General features: G+C 72.8%; 16 protein-coding genes and 1 pseudogene. 7 read left to right on the top strand and 10 right to left on the bottom strand.

Annotated features, from left to right (window positions below; genetic code table 11):
* Positions 1–20 precede the first annotated feature (20 nt).
* The 3 genes from rph to AB0368_RS09760 all read left to right on the top strand — a co-directional run bounded on the left by rph (position 21) and on the right by AB0368_RS09760 (position 3,154).
* Entirely contained in the window at positions 21–749 is a 729-nt protein-coding gene (gene rph / locus AB0368_RS09770) for a ribonuclease PH (protein ID WP_366153404.1), read from the top strand.
* Entirely contained in the window at positions 746–1,360 is a 615-nt protein-coding gene (gene rdgB, locus AB0368_RS09765) for an RdgB/HAM1 family non-canonical purine NTP pyrophosphatase (protein ID WP_366153403.1), read from the top strand. The genes rph and rdgB overlap by 4 nt, the downstream gene beginning before the upstream one ends.
* Before the next feature lie 540 nt (positions 1,361–1,900).
* Positions 1,901–3,154 carry a hypothetical protein gene (locus AB0368_RS09760; protein WP_366153402.1) on the top strand — a complete coding sequence of 418 codons (1,254 nt, stop codon included), beginning with the start codon at positions 1,901–1,903 and terminating at the stop codon, positions 3,152–3,154.
* Positions 3,155–3,161: 7 nt separating this feature from the next.
* Here the strand turns inward: AB0368_RS09760 and AB0368_RS09755 are convergent, their stop codons facing one another.
* The 7 genes from AB0368_RS09755 to AB0368_RS09725 all read right to left on the bottom strand — a co-directional run bounded on the left by AB0368_RS09755 (position 3,162) and on the right by AB0368_RS09725 (position 11,552).
* Positions 3,162–3,794 (bottom strand): hypothetical protein, encoded by a 633-nt coding sequence (locus AB0368_RS09755; RefSeq protein ID WP_366153401.1) that lies wholly within the window; start codon positions 3,792–3,794, stop codon positions 3,162–3,164.
* 134 nt (positions 3,795–3,928) lie between these two features.
* A complete protein-coding gene (gene hutH / locus AB0368_RS09750; RefSeq protein WP_366153400.1) occupies positions 3,929–5,464 on the bottom strand; it encodes a histidine ammonia-lyase in 1,536 nt (511 codons plus the stop codon).
* Positions 5,461–6,609: an imidazolonepropionase gene (gene hutI, locus AB0368_RS09745; protein ID WP_366153399.1), complete on the bottom strand. Its 1,149-nt coding sequence runs from the start codon at positions 6,607–6,609 to the stop codon at positions 5,461–5,463. The genes hutH and hutI overlap by 4 nt, the downstream gene beginning before the upstream one ends.
* On the bottom strand, positions 6,606–7,880 hold the full coding sequence (locus AB0368_RS09740) for a formimidoylglutamate deiminase (RefSeq protein WP_366153398.1): 1,275 nt from the start codon (positions 7,878–7,880) through the stop codon (positions 6,606–6,608). Before AB0368_RS09740 ends, hutI begins: the two co-directional genes overlap by 4 nt.
* A complete protein-coding gene (locus AB0368_RS09735; RefSeq protein WP_366153397.1) occupies positions 7,877–9,061 on the bottom strand; it encodes an allantoate amidohydrolase in 1,185 nt (394 codons plus the stop codon). Before AB0368_RS09735 ends, AB0368_RS09740 begins: the two co-directional genes overlap by 4 nt.
* Positions 9,058–10,692, bottom strand: coding sequence for a urocanate hydratase (hutU, locus tag AB0368_RS09730; protein ID WP_366153396.1), 1,635 nt, complete (start codon positions 10,690–10,692; stop codon positions 9,058–9,060). The genes AB0368_RS09735 and hutU overlap by 4 nt, the downstream gene beginning before the upstream one ends.
* 11 nt (positions 10,693–10,703) lie before the next feature.
* The gene (locus tag AB0368_RS09725; protein WP_366153395.1) at positions 10,704–11,552 is read right to left on the bottom strand and encodes a MurR/RpiR family transcriptional regulator; all 849 of its coding nucleotides are present in this window, start codon (positions 11,550–11,552) and stop codon (positions 10,704–10,706) included.
* Between the two features lie 62 nt (positions 11,553–11,614).
* On the opposite strand from AB0368_RS09725, the gene AB0368_RS09720 reads away from it, so the two are divergent.
* Together AB0368_RS09720 and AB0368_RS09715 are read left to right on the top strand one after the other, a co-directional pair.
* Entirely contained in the window at positions 11,615–12,406 is a 792-nt protein-coding gene (locus tag AB0368_RS09720) for an MOSC domain-containing protein (protein ID WP_366153394.1), read from the top strand.
* 43 nt (positions 12,407–12,449) lie between these two features.
* On the top strand, positions 12,450–13,358 hold the full coding sequence (locus AB0368_RS09715) for an expansin EXLX1 family cellulose-binding protein (RefSeq protein WP_366153393.1): 909 nt from the start codon (positions 12,450–12,452) through the stop codon (positions 13,356–13,358).
* Here the strand turns inward: AB0368_RS09715 and AB0368_RS09710 are convergent.
* From AB0368_RS09710 to AB0368_RS09700, 3 genes and pseudogenes are all read right to left on the bottom strand, one after another.
* The gene (locus AB0368_RS09710) at positions 13,355–13,867 is read right to left on the bottom strand and encodes a GNAT family N-acetyltransferase (protein ID WP_366153392.1); all 513 of its coding nucleotides are present in this window, start codon (positions 13,865–13,867) and stop codon (positions 13,355–13,357) included. The two genes, AB0368_RS09715 and AB0368_RS09710, sit on opposite strands and share 4 nt — an antisense overlap.
* On the bottom strand, positions 13,864–15,777 hold the full coding sequence (locus AB0368_RS09705) for an Hsp70 family protein (RefSeq protein ID WP_366153391.1): 1,914 nt from the start codon (positions 15,775–15,777) through the stop codon (positions 13,864–13,866). The genes AB0368_RS09710 and AB0368_RS09705 overlap by 4 nt, the downstream gene beginning before the upstream one ends.
* 69 nt (positions 15,778–15,846) lie before the next feature.
* Positions 15,847–17,347 (bottom strand): annotated as a pseudogene (locus AB0368_RS09700) (dynamin family protein).
* Between the two features lie 253 nt (positions 17,348–17,600).
* Here AB0368_RS09700 and AB0368_RS09695 point away from each other — a divergent pair.
* A complete protein-coding gene (locus AB0368_RS09695; RefSeq protein WP_366153390.1) occupies positions 17,601–19,931 on the top strand; it encodes a LuxR C-terminal-related transcriptional regulator in 2,331 nt (776 codons plus the stop codon).
* A 123-nt stretch (positions 19,932–20,054) separates the two neighbouring features.
* Positions 20,055–21,722: a hypothetical protein gene (locus tag AB0368_RS09690; protein WP_366153389.1), complete on the top strand. Its 1,668-nt coding sequence runs from the start codon at positions 20,055–20,057 to the stop codon at positions 21,720–21,722.
* The last annotated feature ends 122 nt before the right edge of the window (positions 21,723–21,844 follow it).

Genomic DNA, 21,844 nt, shown 5'->3' with positions numbered 1-21,844 from the left:
GTCCGCCTAGGCTCTTGGCCATGGCACGTCCCGACGGCCGAGCGCCGGACCAGCTTCGTCCCGTGACCCTGAACCGCCGGTGGAGCATCCATCCCGAGGGATCGGTGCTCGTCGAGTTCGGCAACACCCGGGTGCTCTGCACCGCAAGCGTGACCGAGGGCGTGCCGCGCTGGCGCAAGGGCTCCGGCCTGGGCTGGCTGACCGCGGAATACGCGATGCTGCCCCGCGCCACCAACACCCGCGGCGACCGCGAGAGCGTCAAGGGCAAGGTCGGCGGCCGCACCCAGGAGATCTCCAGGCTGATCGGGCGCAGCCTGCGCGCCTGCATCGACCTCAAGGCCCTCGGAGAGAACTCCATCGTCCTCGACTGCGACGTGCTCCAGGCCGACGGCGGCACCCGCACCGCCGCCATCACCGGCGCCTACGTCGCGCTCCACGACGCGGTGACCTGGCTCGCCGACCGCAAGGCCCTCGCCGGCAAGCCGGCCGCGGTGCTGCACCGATCCATCCAGGCGGTCAGCGTCGGCATCATCGCCGGCGAACCCCGTCTCGACCTCATGTACGAGGAAGACGTCGCGGCCGAGGTCGACATGAACGTGGTGTGCACCGGCGACGGCGACTTCGTCGAGGTTCAAGGCACCGGTGAGGCCAACGTGTTCCGCCGCGACCAGCTCGACGCCCTGCTGGACCTCGGCGTGCTCGGATGCGCCGAGCTGGCCGCCGCCCAGCAGAAGGCCCTCGCGTCGTGACCGCGCGCCTGCTCCTGGCCACCGGAAACAAGAAGAAGCTCGTCGAACTCCAGCGCATCCTCGACACCGCGCTCGGCACCGGCGGCGTCGAGCTCGTCGGCCTCGGCGACTTCCCCGGCTACCCGGACGTGCCCGAGACCGGCCTGACCTTCGGCGAGAACGCCCTCATCAAGGCCCGCGAGGGCGCCTCCCGCACCGGCCTGCCCACGGTCGCCGACGACTCGGGCCTCGCGGTCGACGCCCTCAACGGGATGCCTGGCGTCTTCAGCGCCCGCTGGTCCGGCGCTCACGGAGACGACCAGGCCAACCTCGACCTCGTCCTCGCCCAGATCGGCGACGTCCCCGACGAGCACCGAACCGGCGCCTTCGTCTGCGCAGCGGCGCTCGTGCTCCCCAACGGCCGCGAACACCTCGTCGAAGGCCGCCAAACGGGCCGCATCCTGCGCGCCCGCCGTGGCACGGGGGGCTTCGGCTACGACCCGATCTTCCTCGGCGACGGCCAGGACCGGACGAACGCGGAGCTGACACCGGCGGAGAAAGACGCCATCAGCCACCGCGGCAAGGCGTTCCGGGAGCTCTCCAAGGTGATCGCCAAGGAACTGCCCCGCTAACCCAGCCGCTCGGACTCCCGCCGGGCGTCGGTCGGGCGCCCCCGTCGTGCTGTGGATCCTGGTCCGGCCCGGTCCTGTGCCCGGCGTCCAATGCCCGGTGCCTAGCGACGGTGCCCGATGCCCGGTGCTAGCGACGGTGCCCGGCGTGACCCGGTTTGGCGGCCTCGGGTCGGTGTGGCGGCGCAACCGCGCACATCATTGGGCGGCATTCCCGAGCCGTCATCGGACCGCGCCACCCGCGCCACCGCGCCACCCGCGCCACCGCGCCACCCGCGCCACCGCGCCACCCGCGCCACCGCGCCACCCGCGCCACCGCGCCACGGCGCGGACCGCGCCGACCGCGCCAACCGCGCGGTCTTGCGCCATCCCGCGCGGCCCTGCCAACCAGGCGGCCCGGCCAACCGTGCAATGCGCAACCGCGTGGCCGGGCACCGGGGGTCGAGTGGCATGGCGCGGTCCGCCAACGGCCCGGCCGGCGGGCGGGACCCGGCGGTCCGGCTCGTGGGCACCGGATAGCCGCGTACCCCTACCATTCCTGCCGTGAGAACACGGGGAATCATCGCTGCGGTCACTGCTGCGTGCCTGGCACTGACCGGGGCCGGATGCGACCCCGGAACCGCCCGCGCCCAGAAGATCGAAGTGGTCGCCGGCGGCGGAGAGAACGACGGCGGCCCCGCAGCCAACGCCTTCATCGGCGGCCGGCTCGTCGACATGGTCGCCGGGCGCGACGGAACACTGCGGGTACTGACCGAGGACAAGGCCGCCCTCACCCAGTGGACTGTCAAGGACGCGCAGCTCAGCCGAGTCAAGGTCCCCGACCTCAAAGCCGACTACATCAGCCAGGCCGCCGCCGGTCCCGGGGATGCCCTCTATGTCGCTCTCTGGAACGGAGACGGCGGGGTGTGGCAGATCAAGGCCGACGGCTCGGTAGCGCGGAATGTAGGCATCGACCGGGACACGTACCGCGGCGACCGGAAGCCCGCAGCGGACGGGACGCCGGTCGACGGCGCCTACGTGCGGTACCTGCACGGTGTCACTGCGACGGCGGACGGCCGCCTGTACTTCGCTGAGGAGCGCATCGAACCCGTTACCCACCAGCTCGTGCGTACCGTGGAGAACGGGAAGATGAAGACCGCGCTCGGGCGGGACCTGATGGGTCTGACGGAACGGCAGTGGCGCGCGGCGCGGATCAGCACGGGGTTTCCCGACGGTACGCCCGCACGACAGATCGCGGTCGAGAACGGGCTCAACGATCCACTGGCGATCGCTCCGGACGGCACCCTGTACGCCGGTGCCGGCCACCGCAGTGTCGTCGCCGTACGCCCGGACGGCTCGGCGCACGAGGTGATCGGCAACACCGGCGGCGCGGCCGACGAGGACGAGGCGGCGCCCGACGAGCCCTTCGCGGTTCGGGGCCCGGCGGTGAAGGCGCGTGTGAACCTGGCCGGCACGGGTAGCGTCCGCACCGGGCAGAGCAACGCCAGCCTGATGACCGACGCGCTGGGTAACCTCTACGTGACCAGCGTGCGCCCGGAGTCCCACTGGTTGCCGGACTCGTTCGCGTGGACCGGTGACGTCGACGACACTCAACGCGAACTCCTCGAGCGGTCCAAGGCGCAGCGGCGCAGCGACACCGAAGTGCTTCGCGTACGCCCGGACGGCTCGCTGTCCACGGTGGCCGGTCACGCCGACGCGGTCGCGGTGCAGGGCGACTGGCTCTACCTCGCGCGCGCCTTCACCGACGAGGACGGTACGCCCCGAGTCATCGTCGTGCGTACCGCCCTCACCGGGTGAGCGTCGTTCACCAGTAGTACTGCTCCCACGGTCCGATCGCGGTGGCGCGGGCGCGGAGCATCCCGTTGTCGCCGCCGCCGTAGCCGATCTCCGTCGAGACCCAGCGGCTGTTTGCGTACGCGTACAGCGCGAACCACGCGCCGCCCGGAGCTGAGCTGCTGTAGTACTGCTCCCAGGGCCCGATGGCCGACGCGCGGGCGCGGAGCATCCCGTTGTCACCGCCGCTGTAGCCGATCTCCGTGGAGACCGCGAGCTGGTTGTCCTGCGATGCGAAGGTTGTGTAGCCGCTGCCCGAGTCGCGGCACACCACGTAGTACTCCCACGGGCCGATGGCGGTGGCGCGGGCGCGGAGCATGGCGTAGTCGCCGCCGCCGTAGCCCTTCTCCATCGACACCCAGCGGCCGTTGGCGTTGGCGTAGATGGTCACGTTGTACCAGCAGTCGACCGCCTGTGCCGAGACGTCGGCGTGGGCGGCGACCGCGGTGCGGCGCTGTTCCACCGCGGCTGCCCCCTTGCCGTACGGGATCAGCTGGGCGCTGGACGCCGGGGTGGGCGCCGCGGCGGCGGGTGTGGCGCTGAGGCCCGCCGCGGTGAGGGCGCCGAGGGCCAGGACGGCAGCGGCACGCGCGAGCATTTTCATGATCTGTTACCTCCCCTGGGAGGACGGCGGCGGCCGGTCCGCCACCGTCCTCTGTGGAGAAGTCAACAGGCTTTCAGGCCCGGATATGTTGCTGTGTCCTCGATCGCGCACTGTGACGCAACAATTGGCGATCCTTAATGGAGGGTGCCGGCCGCGGCCTCGATGTCGGCGCGCAGGGCCCGCCCGGCGACGACGGCGCGGGCCTGTTCCAGCACCGGTGCGAGGAAGACGTCCGGGCCCGGTTCCCCGGCGAAGCCCGCCACGGCGGCTACGGCGGCCCGGCCCGACGGCGACGGCGTCAGCGGCGCGCGCAGTTGGATGCCGCGTACGCCCGCGATCAGCTCCACCGCGAGCAGGCTGGTGAGGTTGTCCAGTACGGTCCGCAGCTTCTTCGCCGCGGCCCAGCCCATCGAGACGTGGTCCTCCTGCATGCCGCTGGTGGGCAGCGAGTCGACCGATGCCGGGTTCGCCAGCCGGCGGTTCTCCGCGACGATGCCCGCCGCCGTGTACTGGGCGATCATCAGGCCCGAGTTGACGCCGGCGTCCGGCGACAGGAAGGGCGGCAGGTCGCGGGAGCGGGCCACGTCGAGCAGCCGGTCGACCCGGCGTTCGGCGATCGCGCCCACCTCGGCGGCGGCGATGGCGAGGAAGTCCGCGGCGAAGCCCAGCGGCGCGCCGTGGAAGTTGCCGGTGGACTCGACGCGGCCGTCGGTCAGGACCACGGGGTTGTCCACCACGGAGCGCAGTTCCCGGGCGGCCGTCGTGCGGACGAACTCCAGGGTGTCGCGGGCCGCGCCGGCCACCTGCGGCGCGCAGCGCATCGAGTACGCGTCCTGCACCGCGTGGGCGAGGTCGTCGCGGTGCGAGTCCATGATCGCCGAGTCCTGCAGGAGCCGGTGGATGTTCGCCGCCGACGCGGCCTGGCCGGGGTGCGGGCGGATCGCGTGGAGTTCGGGCAGGAACGGGCGTTCCGAGCCGAGCATCGCCTCGATGGCGAGCGCGGCCGTCACGTCCGCCATGGCGAACAGGTGCTCGGCGTCCTCGATGGCGAGCAGCAGCATGCCGAGCATGCCGTCGGTGCCGTTGATGAGGGCGAGACCCTCCTTCGCGGCCAGGTCCAGCGGTTCCAGGTGCGCGGCGTGCAGGGCCTGGGCCGCGTCGACGCGGGCGCCGTCCTTGCCGAGCACCCAGCCCTCGCCGAGCAGCACCAGGGCGCAGTGGGCCAGCGGGGCCAGGTCGCCCGAGGCGCCCAGCGAGCCGTGTTCCGGCACCCACGGCGTGATGTCGTTGTTGAGCAGGTCGACGAGGCCCTGGGCGAGCTTCGGGCGGACCCCGGAAAGACCCAGGGCAAGCGACCGTACGCGCAGCAGCATCATCGCGCGCACCACCTCGCGGGGCATCGGCGCACCGACCCCGGCGGCGTGCGAGCGGATGAGCGCGTGCTGCAGCTCGGCGCGGCGCTCCGGTGCGATCGACGTGTTCGCGAGGGCGCCGAAACCGGTCGACACCCCGTACACGGGACGGCCGGAGGCCTCGATGCCGTCGACGATGCCGCGGCTTCTGCCCATGGCCGCGACGGCGGCCTCGGAAAGCTCGACCTTCGCGTCGTGCCGGGCTACGGCGAGGACGTCGGCGGGGGTGACGCCGGTGGGCTGGACGATGACGTTCATAGCGGCACTCCGTCGTGCAGAACTTGGCGGATCAGCGGAACTCCGGGCCGGTAGGCCAGGTGCAGGTGGGAGGGGGCGTCGAGGACCATGAGGTCGGCGCGGGCGCCGGGACGCAGCACCCCGATGTCGTCGCGGCGCAGGGCTCGTGCACCGCCCGCGGTTGCCGCACGGACGGCCTCCGCGGGGGTCATGTGCATTTCCCGTACGGCGAGAGCGATGCAGAACGGCATGGACGACGTGTACGACGAACCGGGGTTGCAGTCCGTGGCCAGCGCGACCGTGACACCGGCGTCGAGCAGCCGGCGGGCATCCGGGTACGGCGACCGGGTCGAGAACTCCGCGCCCGGCAGCAGCGTCGCCACGGTCTCCGAGCCGGCGAGCGCGTCCACGTCCGCGTCGCTCAGGTGCGTGCAGTGGTCGGCGCTGGCGGCGCCCAGTTCCACCGCGAGGCGTACGCCGGGCCCGGCGGTGAGCTGGTTGGCGTGGATCCGCGCGCCCAGCCCCGCTTTCAGGCCCGCGGTGAGGATCTCGCGGGCCTGGTCGCCGTCGAAGGCGCCGCGCTCGCAGAACACGTCGACCCAGCGCGCGTGGGGCGCAGCGGCCTCGAGCATCGGACCGGCGACCAGGGCGACGTAGTCGTCGGCGCGGTCCCGGTATTCCGCCGGCACGACGTGCGCCCCGAGGAAGGTGGTCTCCGCGGTGAGGCGAGAGGCGATGCGCAGGCTGCGCGCCTCGTCCTCGACGCTGAGGCCGTAGCCGCTCTTCACCTCCACGGTGGTGGTGCCCTGCCGGCGCATCTCGGTGACCAGCCGCCCCGCCGCGGTCAGCAGCTCATCATCGGAGGCCGCCCGGGTGGCGGCGACGGTCGTGCGGATGCCGCCTCCGGTGTACGCCTCGCCGTTCATCCGCGCGGCGAACTCGGCGGCGCGGTCCCCGGCGAAGACGAGATGGGCGTGGCTGTCGACGAAGCCGGGGATCACAGCGCGCCCGTCCGCGTCGAGCCGTTCGTCGGCCGCCGGAGCTTGGGCCGCCGAGCCGACCCAGGCGATGCGCCCGGCGTCCACGACGATGGCGGCGTCGTGCAGGATGCCGAGCTCGTCGTCGCTCGTGAACAGCTCGCCGATGTTGGTGACGATCAGGCTCATGACAGCGCCTCCCGCAGAGCCGCGGCCACGTCGAAGCCGGTGTGCCGCCCGTCCTCCACGATCATCCGCCCGTCCGTCATCACGTGGGTGACGTCGGCCGCGGTGGCGGCGTAGACCACGCCGTCAGGGTCGGCGCCGGCCGTCCGTACCGAATCCCGCGAGACCGCGACCAGGTCGGCCCGCTTGCCGACCGCGATCTCCCCGGCGTCGTCCCAACCGAGCGCGGTGTGCGCGGTCGCCGCCGTGACCAGCTCGGCGACGCTGAAGTGGCCGCGGCGTTCGGTAGCGAGGCGTTCGTCCAGTTCCACGCCGCGGGCTTCCTCGAACAGGTCGATGACGGCGTGGCTGTCGCTGCCCAGGCTCAGCGGAGAGCCGGCGTCGGCGAGCGCGCGGCCCGGCCCGATGCCGTCGGCCAGGTCCCGCTCGGTGGTGGGGCAGAGGCACACTCCGGTACGGGTACCGCCCAGCACCTTGATATCGCCGTCGCTGAGGTGCGTCGCGTGGACGGCGGTGGTGCCGGGACCGAGAACGCCGTGCCGGTGCAGCAGTTCGGTGGGGCTGCAACCGTGCGCGGCCTGGCACTGCTCGTTCTCGCCGCGCTGCTCGGACAGGTGGATGTGCAGCGGCGCGCGCCCGGCGAGCCCGCTGAGGAAACGTGCCGGCACCGCGCGGACGGAATGCAGCGCAGCGCCGATCCGCGCATGGTCGCTGTCGCGCAGCTCGGCGGTCCGGGTGAGCCAGCCGTCGAGATCGCCGTCGCCGAAGCGCCGCTGAACGCCTTCCAACGGGCTACCGTCCACACTGGATGTCAGGTAGAGCGTGTCGAGCAGCGTGATCCGGATGCCCGCGTCCCGCGCCGCACGGATGAGGGCGTGGCCCATCTCGTTCGGGTCCGCGTACGGAGTGCCGTCCGGGCCGTGGTGCAGGTAGTGGAACTCGCCGACGCAGGTGATGCCGGCCAGGGCCATCTCGCCGTACACCGCGCGGGCGAGCGTGTAGTAGCTGTCGGGGTCGAGGCGGCCGGCGACCTCGTACATGAGCTCGCGCCAGGTCCAGAAGCTGCCGCGGTCGCCGTGCGTACGCCCGCGCAGCGCCCGGTGGAACGCGTGCGAGTGCGCGTTGGCGAGACCCGGCAGCACGAGCCCGCGCAACCGGGTCCCGTCCGGCGCCGAGCCCGGCGTGACCGCGGTGAACAGACCGGCGTCGACCTCGAGGGCGACGTCGCGCTCGACGCGCCCGCCGATCCACGCCAGCTCGGCGAAGTACCTCATGTGAGGGCCTCGAGAACCGTCGCCAGGGCCTCGACGCCCGCCGCGCAATCCTCGTCCGGGGCGTGCTCGGCGGGGGAGTGCGAGACACCGGTCGGGTTGCGGACGAACAGCATCGCGGTCGGTACGTGCGCCGACAGCACCCCCGCGTCATGCCCGGCGCCGGTCGGCAGGATCGGGGCGCCGCCGAGGATCTGCGCCAGCTTGGCGGCCAGCGCGGTGTCGAAGGCGACCTCCGGCGACAGGGACTCGGACTCCACGACGACCTGGGTGCCGTCGCGCCCGGCCTGCTCGGTGGCGCGCTTCAGCACGGCCTCCACGACCCGGTCCAAGGTGGGCGTGTCTGCCGCCCGCGCGTCGAGCCAGCCCCGGACCAGCGAGGGGATCGCGTTGGTGGCGTTGGGCTCCACCTCCACCCGGGCCACCGTGGCGTGCGCACCGGCCTCCCGGGCCTCCTCGTTGGCGGCCAGCACCGCGTGGGCGAACGTCAGCATCGGGTCGTGCCGGTCGGTCATCCGGGTGGTGCCGGCGTGGTCGCCGGTGCCGGTGAAGTCCATCCGCCAGCGCCCGTGCGGCCAGATCGCGCTCGCCACCCCCACCGGCGTGTCCAGGTCGACCAGCGCCCGGCCCTGCTCGATGTGCAGTTCCACGACGGCGGACAGCCGGCGGACCAGGTCGGGCAGCGCGCCTGCCGGCCGGGCGCCGAGCGCCTCGCCGAACGTGACGCCGTCCCGGTCGCGCAGCGCGGCGGCCTTCTCCGGTGTGACGGCCCCGGTCAGCAGCCGCGACCCCAGGCACGGTACGCCGAACCGCCCGCCCTCCTCCTCGACGAAGGCGGCGATGCCCAGCGGCCGGCCCGGTGTCACGCCGCGGGCGCGCAGGGCGTCGACGGCCAGAAAGGCGCTGACGATGCCCAGCGGGCCGTCGTACCCGCCGCCGTGCGGCACCGAGTCGAAGTGCGAGCCGGTGAGCACGGCCCCGGGTCCCCAGGGCCGGCCCCACCAGGCGAACAGGTTGCCGTTGCCGTCCTCGGTGACGGCCAGGTCGCGGCGGGCGGCCTGGTTGCGGAACCAGTCGCGCAGCACGAGCTCCGGCTTGCTCAGGGCGTACCGGAGATAGCCGCCCTGGGGATCGCGGCCGATGGTCGCGATCTCCTGCCAGAGCTCGCGGAAGGCCGCGGTCATTTCTTTCCCATGGGGATGTGGACGCCGGAGGCGGCGGCGGACTCGTAGCCCGCGTCGACGTGCCGGATGACGCCCATGCCCGGGTCGTTGGTGAGAACCCGCTCGATCTTCTGCCCGGCGAGCGCGGTGCCGTCGGCGACGCACACCTGCCCGGCGTGGATCGAGCGGCCGATGCCGACCCCGCCGCCGTGGTGGATGGACACCCAGCTCGCCCCGCTGGCCGTGTTGACCAGCGCGTTCAGCAGCGGCCAGTCGGCGATCGCGTCCGAGCCGTCGAGCATCGCCTCGGTCTCCCGGTACGGCGACGCGACCGAGCCGGCGTCGAGGTGGTCGCGGCCGATGACGATCGGGGCCGACACCTCGCCGCGCGCCACCATGTCGTTGAAGCGCACGCCCGCCTTGTCCCGTTCGCCGTAGCCGAGCCAGCAGATCCGCGCCGGCAGGCCCTGGAACGCGACCCGCTCGCCGGCCATCCGGATCCACCGGGCCAGCGGCTCGTTCTCGGGGAACAGGTCGAGCACCGCACGGTCGGTCGCGGCGATGTCGGCCGGGTCGCCGGAGAGCGCGGCCCAGCGGAACGGCCCCTTGCCCTCGGCGAACAGCGGCCGGATGTACGCGGGCACGAAACCGGGGAACGCGAACGCCCGGTCGTAGCCGCCCAGCTGCGCCTCGCCGCGGATCGAGTTGCCGTAGTCGAAGACCTCGGCGCCGGCGTCCAGGAACCCGACCATCGCCTCGACGTGGCGGGCCATGCTCTCCCGCGCCCGGTCGGTGAACTCCTCCGGCTTGGCGGCGGCGTAGTCGGCGGCGTCGGCGAGTTCGACACCGACCGGCACATAGCTGAGCGGGTCGTGGGCGCTGGTCTGGTCGGTCACGATGTCGATGGCCACGCCGCGGCGCAGCAGCTCCGGGAAGACCTCGGCGGCGTTGCCCACCACCCCGATGCTCTTCGCCGTCCGGTCCCGCTTGGCGGCCTCCGCCTGCGCGACGGCGTCGTCCAGGTCCTGCGCGACCGTGTCGAGGTAGCGGTCCTTCACCCGGCGGCGCAGTCGCGACTCGTCGACGTCCACGATGAGGCAGACGCCGCCGTTCATGGTCACCGCGAGCGGCTGGGCGCCGCCCATCCCGCCGCAGCCCGCGGTCAGCGTCAGTGTGCCGGCCAGATCCGCCCCGAAACGCTTGGCGGCCACGGCGGCGAAGGTCTCGTACGTGCCCTGGAGGATGCCCTGGGTGCCGATGTAGATCCACGAGCCGGCGGTCATCTGGCCGTACATGGTGAGGCCGAGCTTCTCCAGGCGGCGGAACTCGGGCCAGGTCGCCCAGTCGCCGACCAGGTTCGAATTGGCGATCAGCACGCGTGGCGCCCACTCGTGGGTCCGGAACACGCCGACCGGGCGGCCCGACTGCACCAGCAGCGTCTCGTCGCCCTTGAGGACGTCGAGCTCCCGGACGATGGCGTGGAACGACGGCCAGTCGCGGGCGGCGCGGCCGGTGCCGCCGTACACCACCAGGTCCTCGGGGCGCTCGGCCACGTCGGGGTCGAGGTTGTTCATCAACATCCGCTTGGCGGCCTCCTGCGGCCACCCCTGAGCGGTGTACGCCGTGCCGCGCGACGCGCGTACCTCTGGCATGCCGGGCTCCTTCACGCTTCGAAGATGTGGCGGCGGGCGGCCGTCGCCTCGAACTGCTCCAGGCGGCGCTGCACCGGCTCCGGCGCGGCGTCGCAGACGGCCTGCAGCAGCACCATGGCCATCGCCATCGGGCCGGTGTGCAGGTCGAACACGAGCTGGGTGCCGACCGGCGCGGGCAGCGCCACGTCGGCGGCCTCGGCGGCCGGGCTGACCGCCGAGTCGGTGATCACGACGACGCCCATGCCCAGCTCTCTGACCTCGCGGATGGCGTCGAGGGCCTCCCGCGGGTAGCGCGGCAGCACGATCGCCAGCATGGCAGTCGCCCCCGCCGCCCGGGCCTGATCGAGCCGATCGAGCAGGGTCGTGCCGCCGCCGTCGAGCACGCGGACGTCGGGCAGCAGCTTCGCCGCGAAGTACCCGAAGTACCCGGCCAGCGGCGCGGCGGCGCGCAGGCCCAGCACGGGCAGCGGGCGGCTGCCCACCAGCAGCGCCGCGGCCCGCTCGACGGCCCCGAGGTCGCCGAGGTCGTCGGCCATCCGCTCGAGGTGGCGGCTCTCGGCGCGCAGGGCCCGCTGCGTCTCGTTCTCGCCGGCCTCCGGCGGGCTGGCCGGCACGTCGGCGAGGGACCGCAGTTCACGGCGCAGGGCGGGATAGCCGGCGTACCCGAGCGCCATCGCGAACCGGGTCACGGACGGCTGGCTCACCCCGGCCAGCTCGGCCACCTCCGCGGCCGACAGGTAGGCGGCCGACGCCCCGTGCTGCACGAGGCTGTGGGCGATCCGCCGCTGCGTGGGGGTCAGCCGGGCGCCCTGAAAGAGGTCGAGCACTCGCCCGCCCGTCCTGACCGCTCCGTCATTCATGGATGCAGAGTATGCATAAAAAGTTTCACAGCGCTAGTGCCGGCCTGTGCGAGGCTGGACGAATGCGGATTGCGGCGCTGCACACGTACCCGGTCAAGGGTTGCCACCGCCTGGACCACGACGCGGCAGTGACCGAACCCTGGGGCCTGGCCGGCGACCGTCGCTGGATGGCGATCGACGCGGACGGGGTCGGTATCACCCAGCGCCAGGCACCCGCCCTGACCGGCCTGCACGCGGTGCCGCGGCCCGGCGGCGTGATGCTGAACGGCTTCGACGTCGACGAGCCGCTCGACGGACCGCCCACCACGGTCCGGGTCTTCAGCTCCAAGCCGCCGGTGGCCGCCCGCCTCGCCCCGGCCGCCACCGCGCTCCTGTCGGACCTCCTCGACCGCGATGCCCGCCTCGCCTGGCTCGCCGACCCCCGCGCCCGGCCCATCCAGCGCAACGCCCTCGAGGACGACCGCGTCAACTTCGCCGACGGCTTCCCGATCCTGCTGGCCAACGAGGCATCGCTGGACGCGCTCAACGGCTGGCTCGACGAACCCGTCCCGATGACCCGCTTCCGCCCGAACCTCGTCGTCGCCGACGCCGAACCCTGGGCGGAGGACAAATGGGTCGGCGGCGTGCTGCGCATCGGCGGCACGACGTTCCGGGTCGCCGAGCCGAGCAGCCGCTGCGTGGTGACGACCATCGATCAGGATACCGGCGAGGCCGGCCGCGAACCGCTGCGCACCCTCGGCCGCTTCCGCCGCCGCGACGGCGGCCTGCACTTCGGCGTCAACCTCATCCCGGACCTCGGTTCGGGTGAGACGAGCGTCATCCGGGTGGGGGAGCCTGTCTTAAGCGTGTCTTAGGAGAGTTGCCCGAGGCGGTGACGGCCCCGCAGGATGCCTCAGCGTGACAGCTCATCGCCTTCTGCGTCCCCGCTGGCTCGCCACGGGCGGCGCCGTCCTCCTGGCCGGCGTCCTCGGCACGGCGCTCCTGCTGCAGAACGGCGGCGGCGCCTGCGCGGCACCGCCCACCAGCGCCAAGCACACGGGCAAAGCCACCTTCTTCGACCTCGCCGGCACGGTGGGCAACTGCAACTTCAAACCCCCCGCCGACGACCTGTACGTGGCACTGGGCCGTACCGAATACTCGAAGGCCCTGTCGTGCGGCAGCTACATCGACGTGACCGGCCCCAAGGGCAAGGTCCGCGTCAAGGTCTTCGACTCCTGCCCCGAATGCACCCCCGGCTGGCTGGACCTGAGCCGCACGGCCTTCAAGAAGATCGCCAACCCGTCCGCGGGCGTCGTCCCCATCACCTACCGCGCCGTCCCCAACGCCGCCACCCCGGGCCCGCTGAGCATCACCTTCGCCAAGGGCTCATCCCAGTACTGGTGGGCGATCCTGATCGACAACCACGCCAACCCGATCACATCAGTACGCGCCAAGGGCCCGGGCGGCAGCTGGATGACCGCCACGCACGTCGACTACAACTTCTGGCTCATCGAACGGCGCACCGGCAACGGCCCGTTCCAGATCCAGATGACCGACATCTACGGCAACACGGCCACGGCCAAGAACGTCAAGCTCATCCCCGAGAAGAAGCAGGCGACATCCGTACGCTTCGCCGGCGGCTCGACCGCCACGGTGAAGTCCGCGCCGTCCCCCACCCAGTCCAAGTCGAAGGCCCCCGCGAAGAAGAAGGCGTCCCCCGCGCCCAAGGCCTCGTCGCCGGCGGTTGTCGCCCCGGTTCTGGAATCGACTCCCGAGCAGGAGCAGGACCTCGCTCTTGCCGCGGCGGACCCGAAACCGTCCTGCTAGCGCAGATCCAGCCACATGACGACCTCATCCCGGTCGTCGTCGGCCGCCACCCGCAGCGCACCGGGGAAGCGGCCGACCACGCGGTAGCCGAGCTTGGCGTAGAAGGCGTCGAGCCCGTGCCCGTCGCGAAGCGTCACCTGCAGCCCGGCGAGGCCCATCTCCCGGCCGGCCTCGGCAGCCCTGCGCATGAGCCCGGCGCCGTAGCCGCGGCCCTGGCTGCCGGGCAGCACCATGACGCGCTTGAGGATCCGCCAGTGCGCCTTGAGCGCGAACCGGTTGTCGACGACGAAGAGCAGGGCCACCAAGCGACCGCGGTCGGTCGCGATGAGCAGCCGGTCCGGCCCGTCGGTCACGCCGGCGAAGGTCTCCTCGGCCAGCGGCCGTACGTCCTCAGCGGTGACGGGGCCGACGAAACCGACCGCCCCGCCGGCGTTGGTGGCATCGACCCACAGGTCGACGATCTGGTCGCGGAGGGCGGCGGTCAGCGGGGGGTCGAGGACGAAATTCATGTGATCGGTAGGCAGTTGCCGGTCTTGTAGGCGCCGCGGCTGTCGGGCACAAGGCCGTGGTGCGAGTCGGCGATCCGGGCGCACACCTTCGGCGCGTTGCCGATCGCCCTGATGAAACGTTCGTCGTTCGTCGAGAGCACCGAGGGCTGCTGGTCCTCGACGTACCAGAATCCCTGCTGGTCCTCGGGGGCCTGCTCGCCCATGATCTCGTCCGGAGGGTTCGTGCCGTCGCTGCCGTAGAGGTGCAGGTGGAATCCACCGTTGACGGCAGGTGCGGTGCCGTTGAAACCCGCGTCGTATTCGACGGTGAACTTACCGTTGGCGATCTTCGCCGAGGTCAGGCAGACCCAGCGCGGATTGCGCTTGATCTCGCTCGTGCACTGTTCGCCGGCCGGGACCGCGGGCTTGCCGCCACCCGCCACGGCGCGGTTGCCCCTGGTCAGGGCCCAGGTCGCAGCGCCGACGCCGAGCAGCACGACCAGCGCCGCGGCCGCCGCCACCAGAGCACCCCGGCGCCGCCTGGCCGGCGGCTTCGGCGTGGCCGCGGAGTCGGCGGTCGGGGCGGCCGCGGTCGATGCGTACGTCCTGGTCCGGACGGGCCGGCCGATCGGGCCGGCGGCAGGTGCTGGGACGCCCGCGTTGCCGACCATGGTCACCCTGGGGGGAGAGGACGGGTTGACGCGTGGTGCCCGATTCGGCATCACGGGCCCGGCGGAAAACGTCGCCGGTACCGGCCCGCCGGACGGAACCGCTGAGGCCGCCGGCCTGGCAGGCGGGGCCGCGGGTGCCGACTGTTGGCGAGGCGGGGCCGGACGGGACGCCGTGCCGGCGGCGCCCGCGGGCCTTGCCAGCGCTCCGCCGGCCAGCCACGCCGCGCCGAGTGCGACCGAATGCTTGGGATGGGCGTCGACCACCACCGGCCGGCCCAGTTCCGAGCCGACCAGCTGGGCGACGATGGGCATCCGGGACGAGCCACCTACCAGCAGCACCGAGTGCACCTGGTCCGGCGTGCACTCGGCGGACCGCAGCGCCCGCTGGAGCGCCTCTACGGACCCGTGCAGCGCCGGCCGGACCATCGCCTCGAACTCGGCCCGGGTGAGCCGGACCTCCGTGGACATGGTGGGCAGCAGGACCGGGATGGTCGTGTCGGTGTCCGACGAGAGCGCCTCCTTGGCCTGAACGCACTCGTCCCGCAGCCGGGCCACGGCGTTGATCACCGCGGGGTCGTCCTCGTCGAGCTCCTCCAGCTTGCCGTCGAGAGCGGTACGGACATGGCTGAAGACCGCGGCGTCGAAGTCGATGCCGCCGAGCCGCTCGATCCCCTCCGGCTGCCCCATCACCTCGAACCCGGTTGCGGTCTTGCGCAGCACCGCGGCGTCGAAGGTGCCGCCGCCGAGGTCGTACACGGCCACGACGGTGCCCGGCTCGACGCGCTGCTGCTGGGTGTAGTTGACCGCGGCCGCCTCGGGCTCGGTCGTGTAGGTCACCGGCAGATCGAGGTCGGCCATCCGCGTGGCCTGGCGGAAGAGGTCCATCTTGTACGGACCCCAGTTCGCGGGGTGGGAGACGCAGATCGCGGCGGGACGGCCGCCCTCCCGGCGGGTCACCTCGTCGACCACCCACTTCAGCAGCCGTGACATGAGGGCTTCGGCCGACTGGGGCACACCGCCGAGCAGGATCGGGGTGGTGTCGCCCAGCCGTCGCTTGAATTCGCGCGCCACCCGCTGCGGCTCGGAAAGCCCACGCCGATGGGCCGCGTCTCCGGTCAAAAAGGTCTCGTCCTGCCGGAGCAGCACCACCGACGGGATGGCCGCGCTGCGGTCGCCGAGCGAGACGGTCTCCGCCCGGCCGTCGCGCCAGATCGCCGCCGCCGTGAAGGTGGTTCCGAGGTCAATGCCAAGCGCGTACATCGATGGATGCTCCGATTATGATCATCAATTCAAGGCTCAGGTCGTCGCACGAGCACACGTCGTTGCGCTTCAGTCGGTTCGGTTGTTATTCATTCGGTACTCACCGCAGCCGCCGCCGGTCGGCGATCATGCCCTCGCAGGTCCGGACGGCGACCCGCGCAGCGACCGCCATCTCCGCCGAGGTCAGCGGGTTCTCGGCCCGGCGCTGCCAGCGGGCCAGCGCCGCGTCCGCCGCGGCGTCCAGCTCCGCGCCGGATGCATCCGGCGGCAGCCGCAGCCGTTGGTGGATCGCGGCGCCGGTGCCGCCGATGAGCTGTTCGAGTTCGGCGACGACCTCGGGCTTGCCGGTCACCCATCCGGCACGCAGGCTGGAGAGCACCCTCAGCTCGTTGAACGGGTGCGCCGAGGCGATGATCTCCTCCACCGTGCCGGTGACCTGGTCACTGCCCGGCCGGGCGCAGACGCGGGTGACCTCGGCCAGGGCGAGCAGCGCGGATCTGGACTTGAGCACATCCCGGCGCTCGAAGAACAGGGAGCCGAGGACCTCCCGGAGCTGCGCGAGTCCGCTGCGCTCGATCAGCTCCCGGGCCAGCTCCGTCGCGGTGCCACAGGTGCCGTGCCGCAGCAGGGCCGCGGACAGTCGTAGCCCGAACAAGCCGAACCGGGCCAGCAGCGCCTCCCGCTCGATCGCGGTCATGCCCAGCTCCGGCATGGTCTGGACGAATCGGTCGGCGGTGAGCAACAGTTGCTCGGCCTGCGCCGGCGGCAGCTCCGAGACCCGGCGCAACCGGGCGAACTCCACCTCGGTGAGGGTCGTTGCGGTCTCCGCGAGCAGGCCCGCCACGGGAACGACGGACTGCACCAGCCGCCGGACGCTCGGGTCGGTGCTCAGCCGGCCCGCGACCCGGCGCGCCGAGGCCATCGCGTCGAGCCGGCCCACAGCGATCTCGTCAGCCCGGGACAGGACACCGATGGCGTTGACCGGATTGGGCCGGGACACCTCCACGTCGTGGAAGGCCCGCAGGAACTCGACATCGTTGCTGTGCAGGTGACGCATCAGATAGATGACGGCGTCGGCGGGCGTCTCCTCGTCGTCCGGCACGAGCAGGTTCCAGGAACGCTGCGAGGTCTGCTCGGACAGCGACCCGATACCCGGAGTGTCGATCAACGTCACGGTCCGCAACGCCTGCGACGGCCAGGTCACGTCCAGCTGCGCCACGTCGTCCACGCCGAGGTCGCCCAGGTCGATCTCGATGGCGCCGTCCTCGCGGTTGAACCGGAGCTGCCGCGGCGGACCCTGATAGGGCTGCGCCATGACCTGGTAGGTGTGCCCGTCCTGATACCAGGTGACGATACGGGTGCACTCACCCGCGTCGGTGGGCGCCAGCCGGTCACCGACCAAGGCGTTGAGCAGCGTCGACTTTCCGGCCTTGATCCTGCCGGCGATACCCACCCGGAGCGGCTCGTCGAGCCGGTCGCGCACCTGGGCGAGCCGCCGCTCGTACGGCGTACCGCGGTACACGTCGACGGCCTGGCCGAGCACACTCCGCGTACGGTCGATCAGGCTCATCCGGCCACCGGACCCCACATCCTCACGTCGCTGCCTCCGCACTGACCGGCACCAAGGTACTTGGCGGCACTCTGCCCGCGTGGGGGATGGCCCGGCGGATGTGGCGCATCACTGTGCCGCCGTGCGCCCGCGAGCCTGGTGCCGGGAATCCGCGTGACGGTACACCCTCGATGCGAGCGCTACCAGGCCGTGCGGCCCCGGGCCCCACGAGCCGTAAACTGCCAGGTCGGAGCGGGCGAAGGGGAATGCACGGGTGACTGTCGTGGTGGGGGTGGACGGCGCTGGGCGTACCCGCCGGCTCGGCGAGATCGCCGCAGCCGCCGGCCGCCCGGTCGCCTCCGTGATCTTCACGACGGTCGACGACTTGGACACGCTTCTGGCACGCGCCCGCCCGGACGGCGCGATGGTCGTCGTCGACGACGCCCACCGGCTGCCGCCGGAGGCACTGCGGGCACTGGCCGCCGCCGCCCGCGCCGGGGTGCCGATGGCGATCGCCCGTCGCCCCACGATCACCGGCCCGGAGCTGGCCGACCTGGACGAGGCGGTCGCGGCCACGGGTACGGTCGAACACCTCGGCCCGCTCGACCCCGACGCCCTCTCCGCGCTGGTCACCGCCGCGATCGGCCGGCCGGCGACACCGGAGCACGTGGCCGCCGTCCACGCCGCCTCGGCCGGCCTGGCCGCCGTGGCCGAGACGGTGGCCGCAGCCCCGGACGGCACGCCGCCCGCGCTGGTCGCCCGGCTGCAACGCCGGCTCGCCGCGTCCGGCCGCGACACGGCGGATCTGGCGGGGATTCTCGCGCTGGGGCTGGACCTCGAAGACGACGTCGTCTGCGCGGCGGCCCGGCTGGACCCGGCGCAGGCGGCGACGGCGACGCGCTCGCTGCGCGACCAGGGACTGCTGACGCCCGACGGTGAACGGATGATCCCGGCGGTCGCCCGCGCGGTCCTCGCCGACCGGTCTCCGCTGGAGCGCCGCCGGCTGCACGACACCGTGGCGGCGGCCCTGCTGGCCACCGGCGCCGACCCGGTCCGCGCCGCGGAACACCTGCGCGCAGCCCGCGCACGTACCCCGACGGCGGCCGACGTCTACCGGCGTGCCGCCGACCGGCTCCGCTTCGCCGCGCCCGACCGCGCCTTGTCCTGGTACGACGAGGCACTCAACTCCGGCGCCGACCCGGCCGTCGTCGCCGCCGGTCGAGGCGAGGCGGCCGTCGTGCTCGGCCTGCCCGTGGACCTGGACGCCGCGACCGCGTCGGAGTCCGACGCGGCGCGGCTCGCCGTGGTCGCCGGGGCCACCGCCGCCTACGACGGCAGAGCCGGCCGGGCGGCGGAGGTGCTGCTGAGCACCGACCCGCCGGGGCCTGTCCTGGCCGTTCCGGCGTTGATGGCCACCGGTCAACCGGAACCGGCGCGATCCGCCGCGACCGGCCAGGCCCCACTGCCGTTGCGCCGCCTCGCCGAGGCGGCGCTGGCGATCGGTGACCCCACGACCGCCCTTCCGCTGCTGATCGAGGCGGCCGAGGCCTACGAACAGGCTCCGCCGGCGGTCACGGTTCCCGATCTGCCGCACGCGCTCGGCGCGCTGGTCGCGGTGACCGCCGGCGACACCGCGACCGCTGAGCACCTGCTGGAGCGGGCGCTGCACGCCGGAGCCGGTGGGCCTGTCGCCCAGGACCGGCACCGGACACTGCTGGCCTGGGCGCGGCTGCGTGCCGGCCGGTACGACACCGCCCTTGCCGAGGTCGACCGCCTGACGGGCACGCCGTTGCCGGGCCGGGAACGTCTGGCGTTCGCCTGTCTCACCGCCGGGATCGCCCGGCGCCGCGGTGACATCGCCCAGCTTCGCGCGGCGTGGGCGCTCGCCGAGCCGGTGCTCGCCCGGCGGGCGGTGGACCTGTTCCAGCTGGAGATGATCGAGGAACTGGTGGTGGCCGCAGCCCGGCTGCGCCACCATCGGCGGATCACACCGATCCTCGACGACCTGGAGGCGGTCGTCGACCGGCTCGGTCGGCCGGACGCCTGGGCGGTGTCGCTCGGATGGATCCGGCTGCAGATCGCCGTCGTCGGCGAGGACCAGGCGGCCGCGGCCACCGCCGCGAGCCACCTCGGCAGCCTCGACCCCTCCGGCGCCCGGCAGCGGGCCCAGTGCCGTGCTGCCATCCGGTGGGCCGCCGCGCTCACCGGCGACGTACGTCCGGACGACGTGCTGGCGGATGCCGCCGACCTCGTCGCGGTCGACCTGCCGTGGGAGTCGTCCCGGCTGCTCGGGCACGCCGCGATCCGTACGAGCGACCCCTCGGCCGCGCGAAGGCTGCTGGAGCGGGCGCGGGAGTTGTCCCGCGTGGAGGGATCGGCGGACGAGTCACCCCAGGACACGGGCCGGGGTGGTCTGTCCGACCGAGAGGTGGAGGTGGCACGGCTGGTGCTCGCCGGTCGTACGCACCGTGAGATCGGATCGCAGCTCTACCTGTCCCCGAAGACCGTGGAACACCACGTGGCCAGGATCCGTGCCAAACTCGGTGCCGCCAACCGAGCCGAGATGATCGCTGCGCTGCGTAGTCGCCTGCCGACGGAATCCTAGCCGGGGAGCACCCCCTAACCCCCTCCTGCCGGGAGGGGGAAAGCCCCGATGCCAGGCATCGGCTACAGCCCGCAAGCTTGCACTTGTCCGACCACCGGGGCGGGCCCGAATACAGGAGACGTCATGGCCGCAGTTGAAATCACCCCGCTGATCATCGATAACATTCGGGCGTTGTTCGAGAAGGTGTTCAGCAGCGACGCGGAAACCGCGAAGTTCCTCGCCGACCCGGCCGGTGCCTTCGCCGCCAACGACATCGACGCCGAGTCGCTCAGCGCGGTCGACATCGACCAGCTGGTCACGGACGCCGCCTACGGCGGCAGCGACGGCCCCGCGGGCGGCTACAGCGGTGCCGGCTACAACGGCGGCAGCTACAGCGGAGGCGGCGGCTACACCGGCGGTGGCAGCGGTGGCAGCGGCGGCGGCTTCAACGGCGGTGGCGGTGGCGGCTCGAGCAGCGCTGCCGCCTCGGCGCCGGCCCCCCAGACCGTGCAGCAGGTCACCCAGGTCGCGCAGACCTTCACCACCCAGAACTTCATCGACAACTCCCGGACCCTCACCGATAACTCCACCGCCATCGACAACTCGGTGGACGTCGACGTGGACGGTGCGGTCCTCGGCGACATCGACGTCGACTCCACCAACGTCAACCAGACCGGTGACGGCAACGTCGGCACCACCGGCGACGGCGACGTCAACGCGGCCACCGGCGACGGCGCGGTGGCCCAGCAGGGCGACGGGGACCAGGTCGCCGCGACCGGCGGCTCGGTGGCCGCGGGCGGCGACGCGTTCGGCGTCACCGGCGACAACTCGCCGGTGGAGTTCGTCGGCGGCGACAAGGTCACGGCGGGCGACGGGTCCGTGGTCGGCACCGGGAACGGCGACGTGCTCGGTGCGACCGCGGACGGCGCGTTCGTCGGCAACGCGGCCAACGGCGACGTGGTCGGCAACACCGGCGACAACGCTGTGACCGCGGGGGGCGACATCTCCGGCGCGATCAACACCGGCACCAACTCCGGCGTGCAGGCCGACGGCGACGTGGACAAGGCCGTCCTGGGCGACAACTTCGGCATCGTGGGCGACGACGTGGACAAGGCCGTCCTGGGCGACAACACCGGCATCGTCGGTGACGACGTGGACAAGGCCGTCGTCGGGAACGACAACCAGGCCGCCCAGTTCGACATCGACACCAGCGGCGGCGCCGGCGGCACCGCCAACGGCACCGGAGGCGCCGGCGGGTTCGGCGGCGACGCCGGCGCCGACGGTGGAAACGGCGCCGGGGGCGCGGTGGGCGCCGGGGTCGGCGCGGGCGTCGGCGTCGGGCTCCGCGGCAGCGGCCAGGGCTTCGGTCAGGGCCAGGGCGGCGACGGCGGGGACGGCGGCGACGGCGGCACTGCCATCGGCGGCAGCGCCGCGGGCGGTGCCGGTGTCGGCGGCAATGCCGGCGGCGGTGCCGGCGGCGCGGCGGGCCCCATCAACATCAACTTTGGTGGCGGCAGCCAGAACAACGTCACCGACTCCCGCGTGGAGGACTCGGCGGTGTCCGCCGGCGGCGACGCGACCACGACGCAGGACTCCTTCAACGACCAGTCGACCAACGACTCGTTCAACGACCAGTCCACGAATGACTCGTTCAACACGGACGACTCGTTCAATACGGACGACTCGATCGACACGGACGACTCGATCCACGCCGACGACTCGCACATCATCCGCGAATCGGCCGACAACTTCGGCGGGAACGGCCACGACGCAGGCGACAGCGTCGACGCGGACCCGAGCCACAGCGCCTGATCCGCGGACCAGACAGACCGGCGTACATCGGGCAGCGGGCCGGATGAGAACAGGGTGGCGTGGTGGGTCGGTGGACCCGCCACGCCTCGCCGGCGTTCGGCCGATCGCGGGCCGACTCCGGT

Source organism: Actinoplanes sp. NPDC051475, assembly GCF_040689425.1.
In the GTDB taxonomy this organism is placed as follows: domain Bacteria; phylum Actinomycetota; class Actinomycetes; order Mycobacteriales; family Micromonosporaceae; genus Actinoplanes.
Note: the sequence above shows the minus strand (reverse complement) of the source record. Positions and strands in the feature narration are given on the sequence as shown.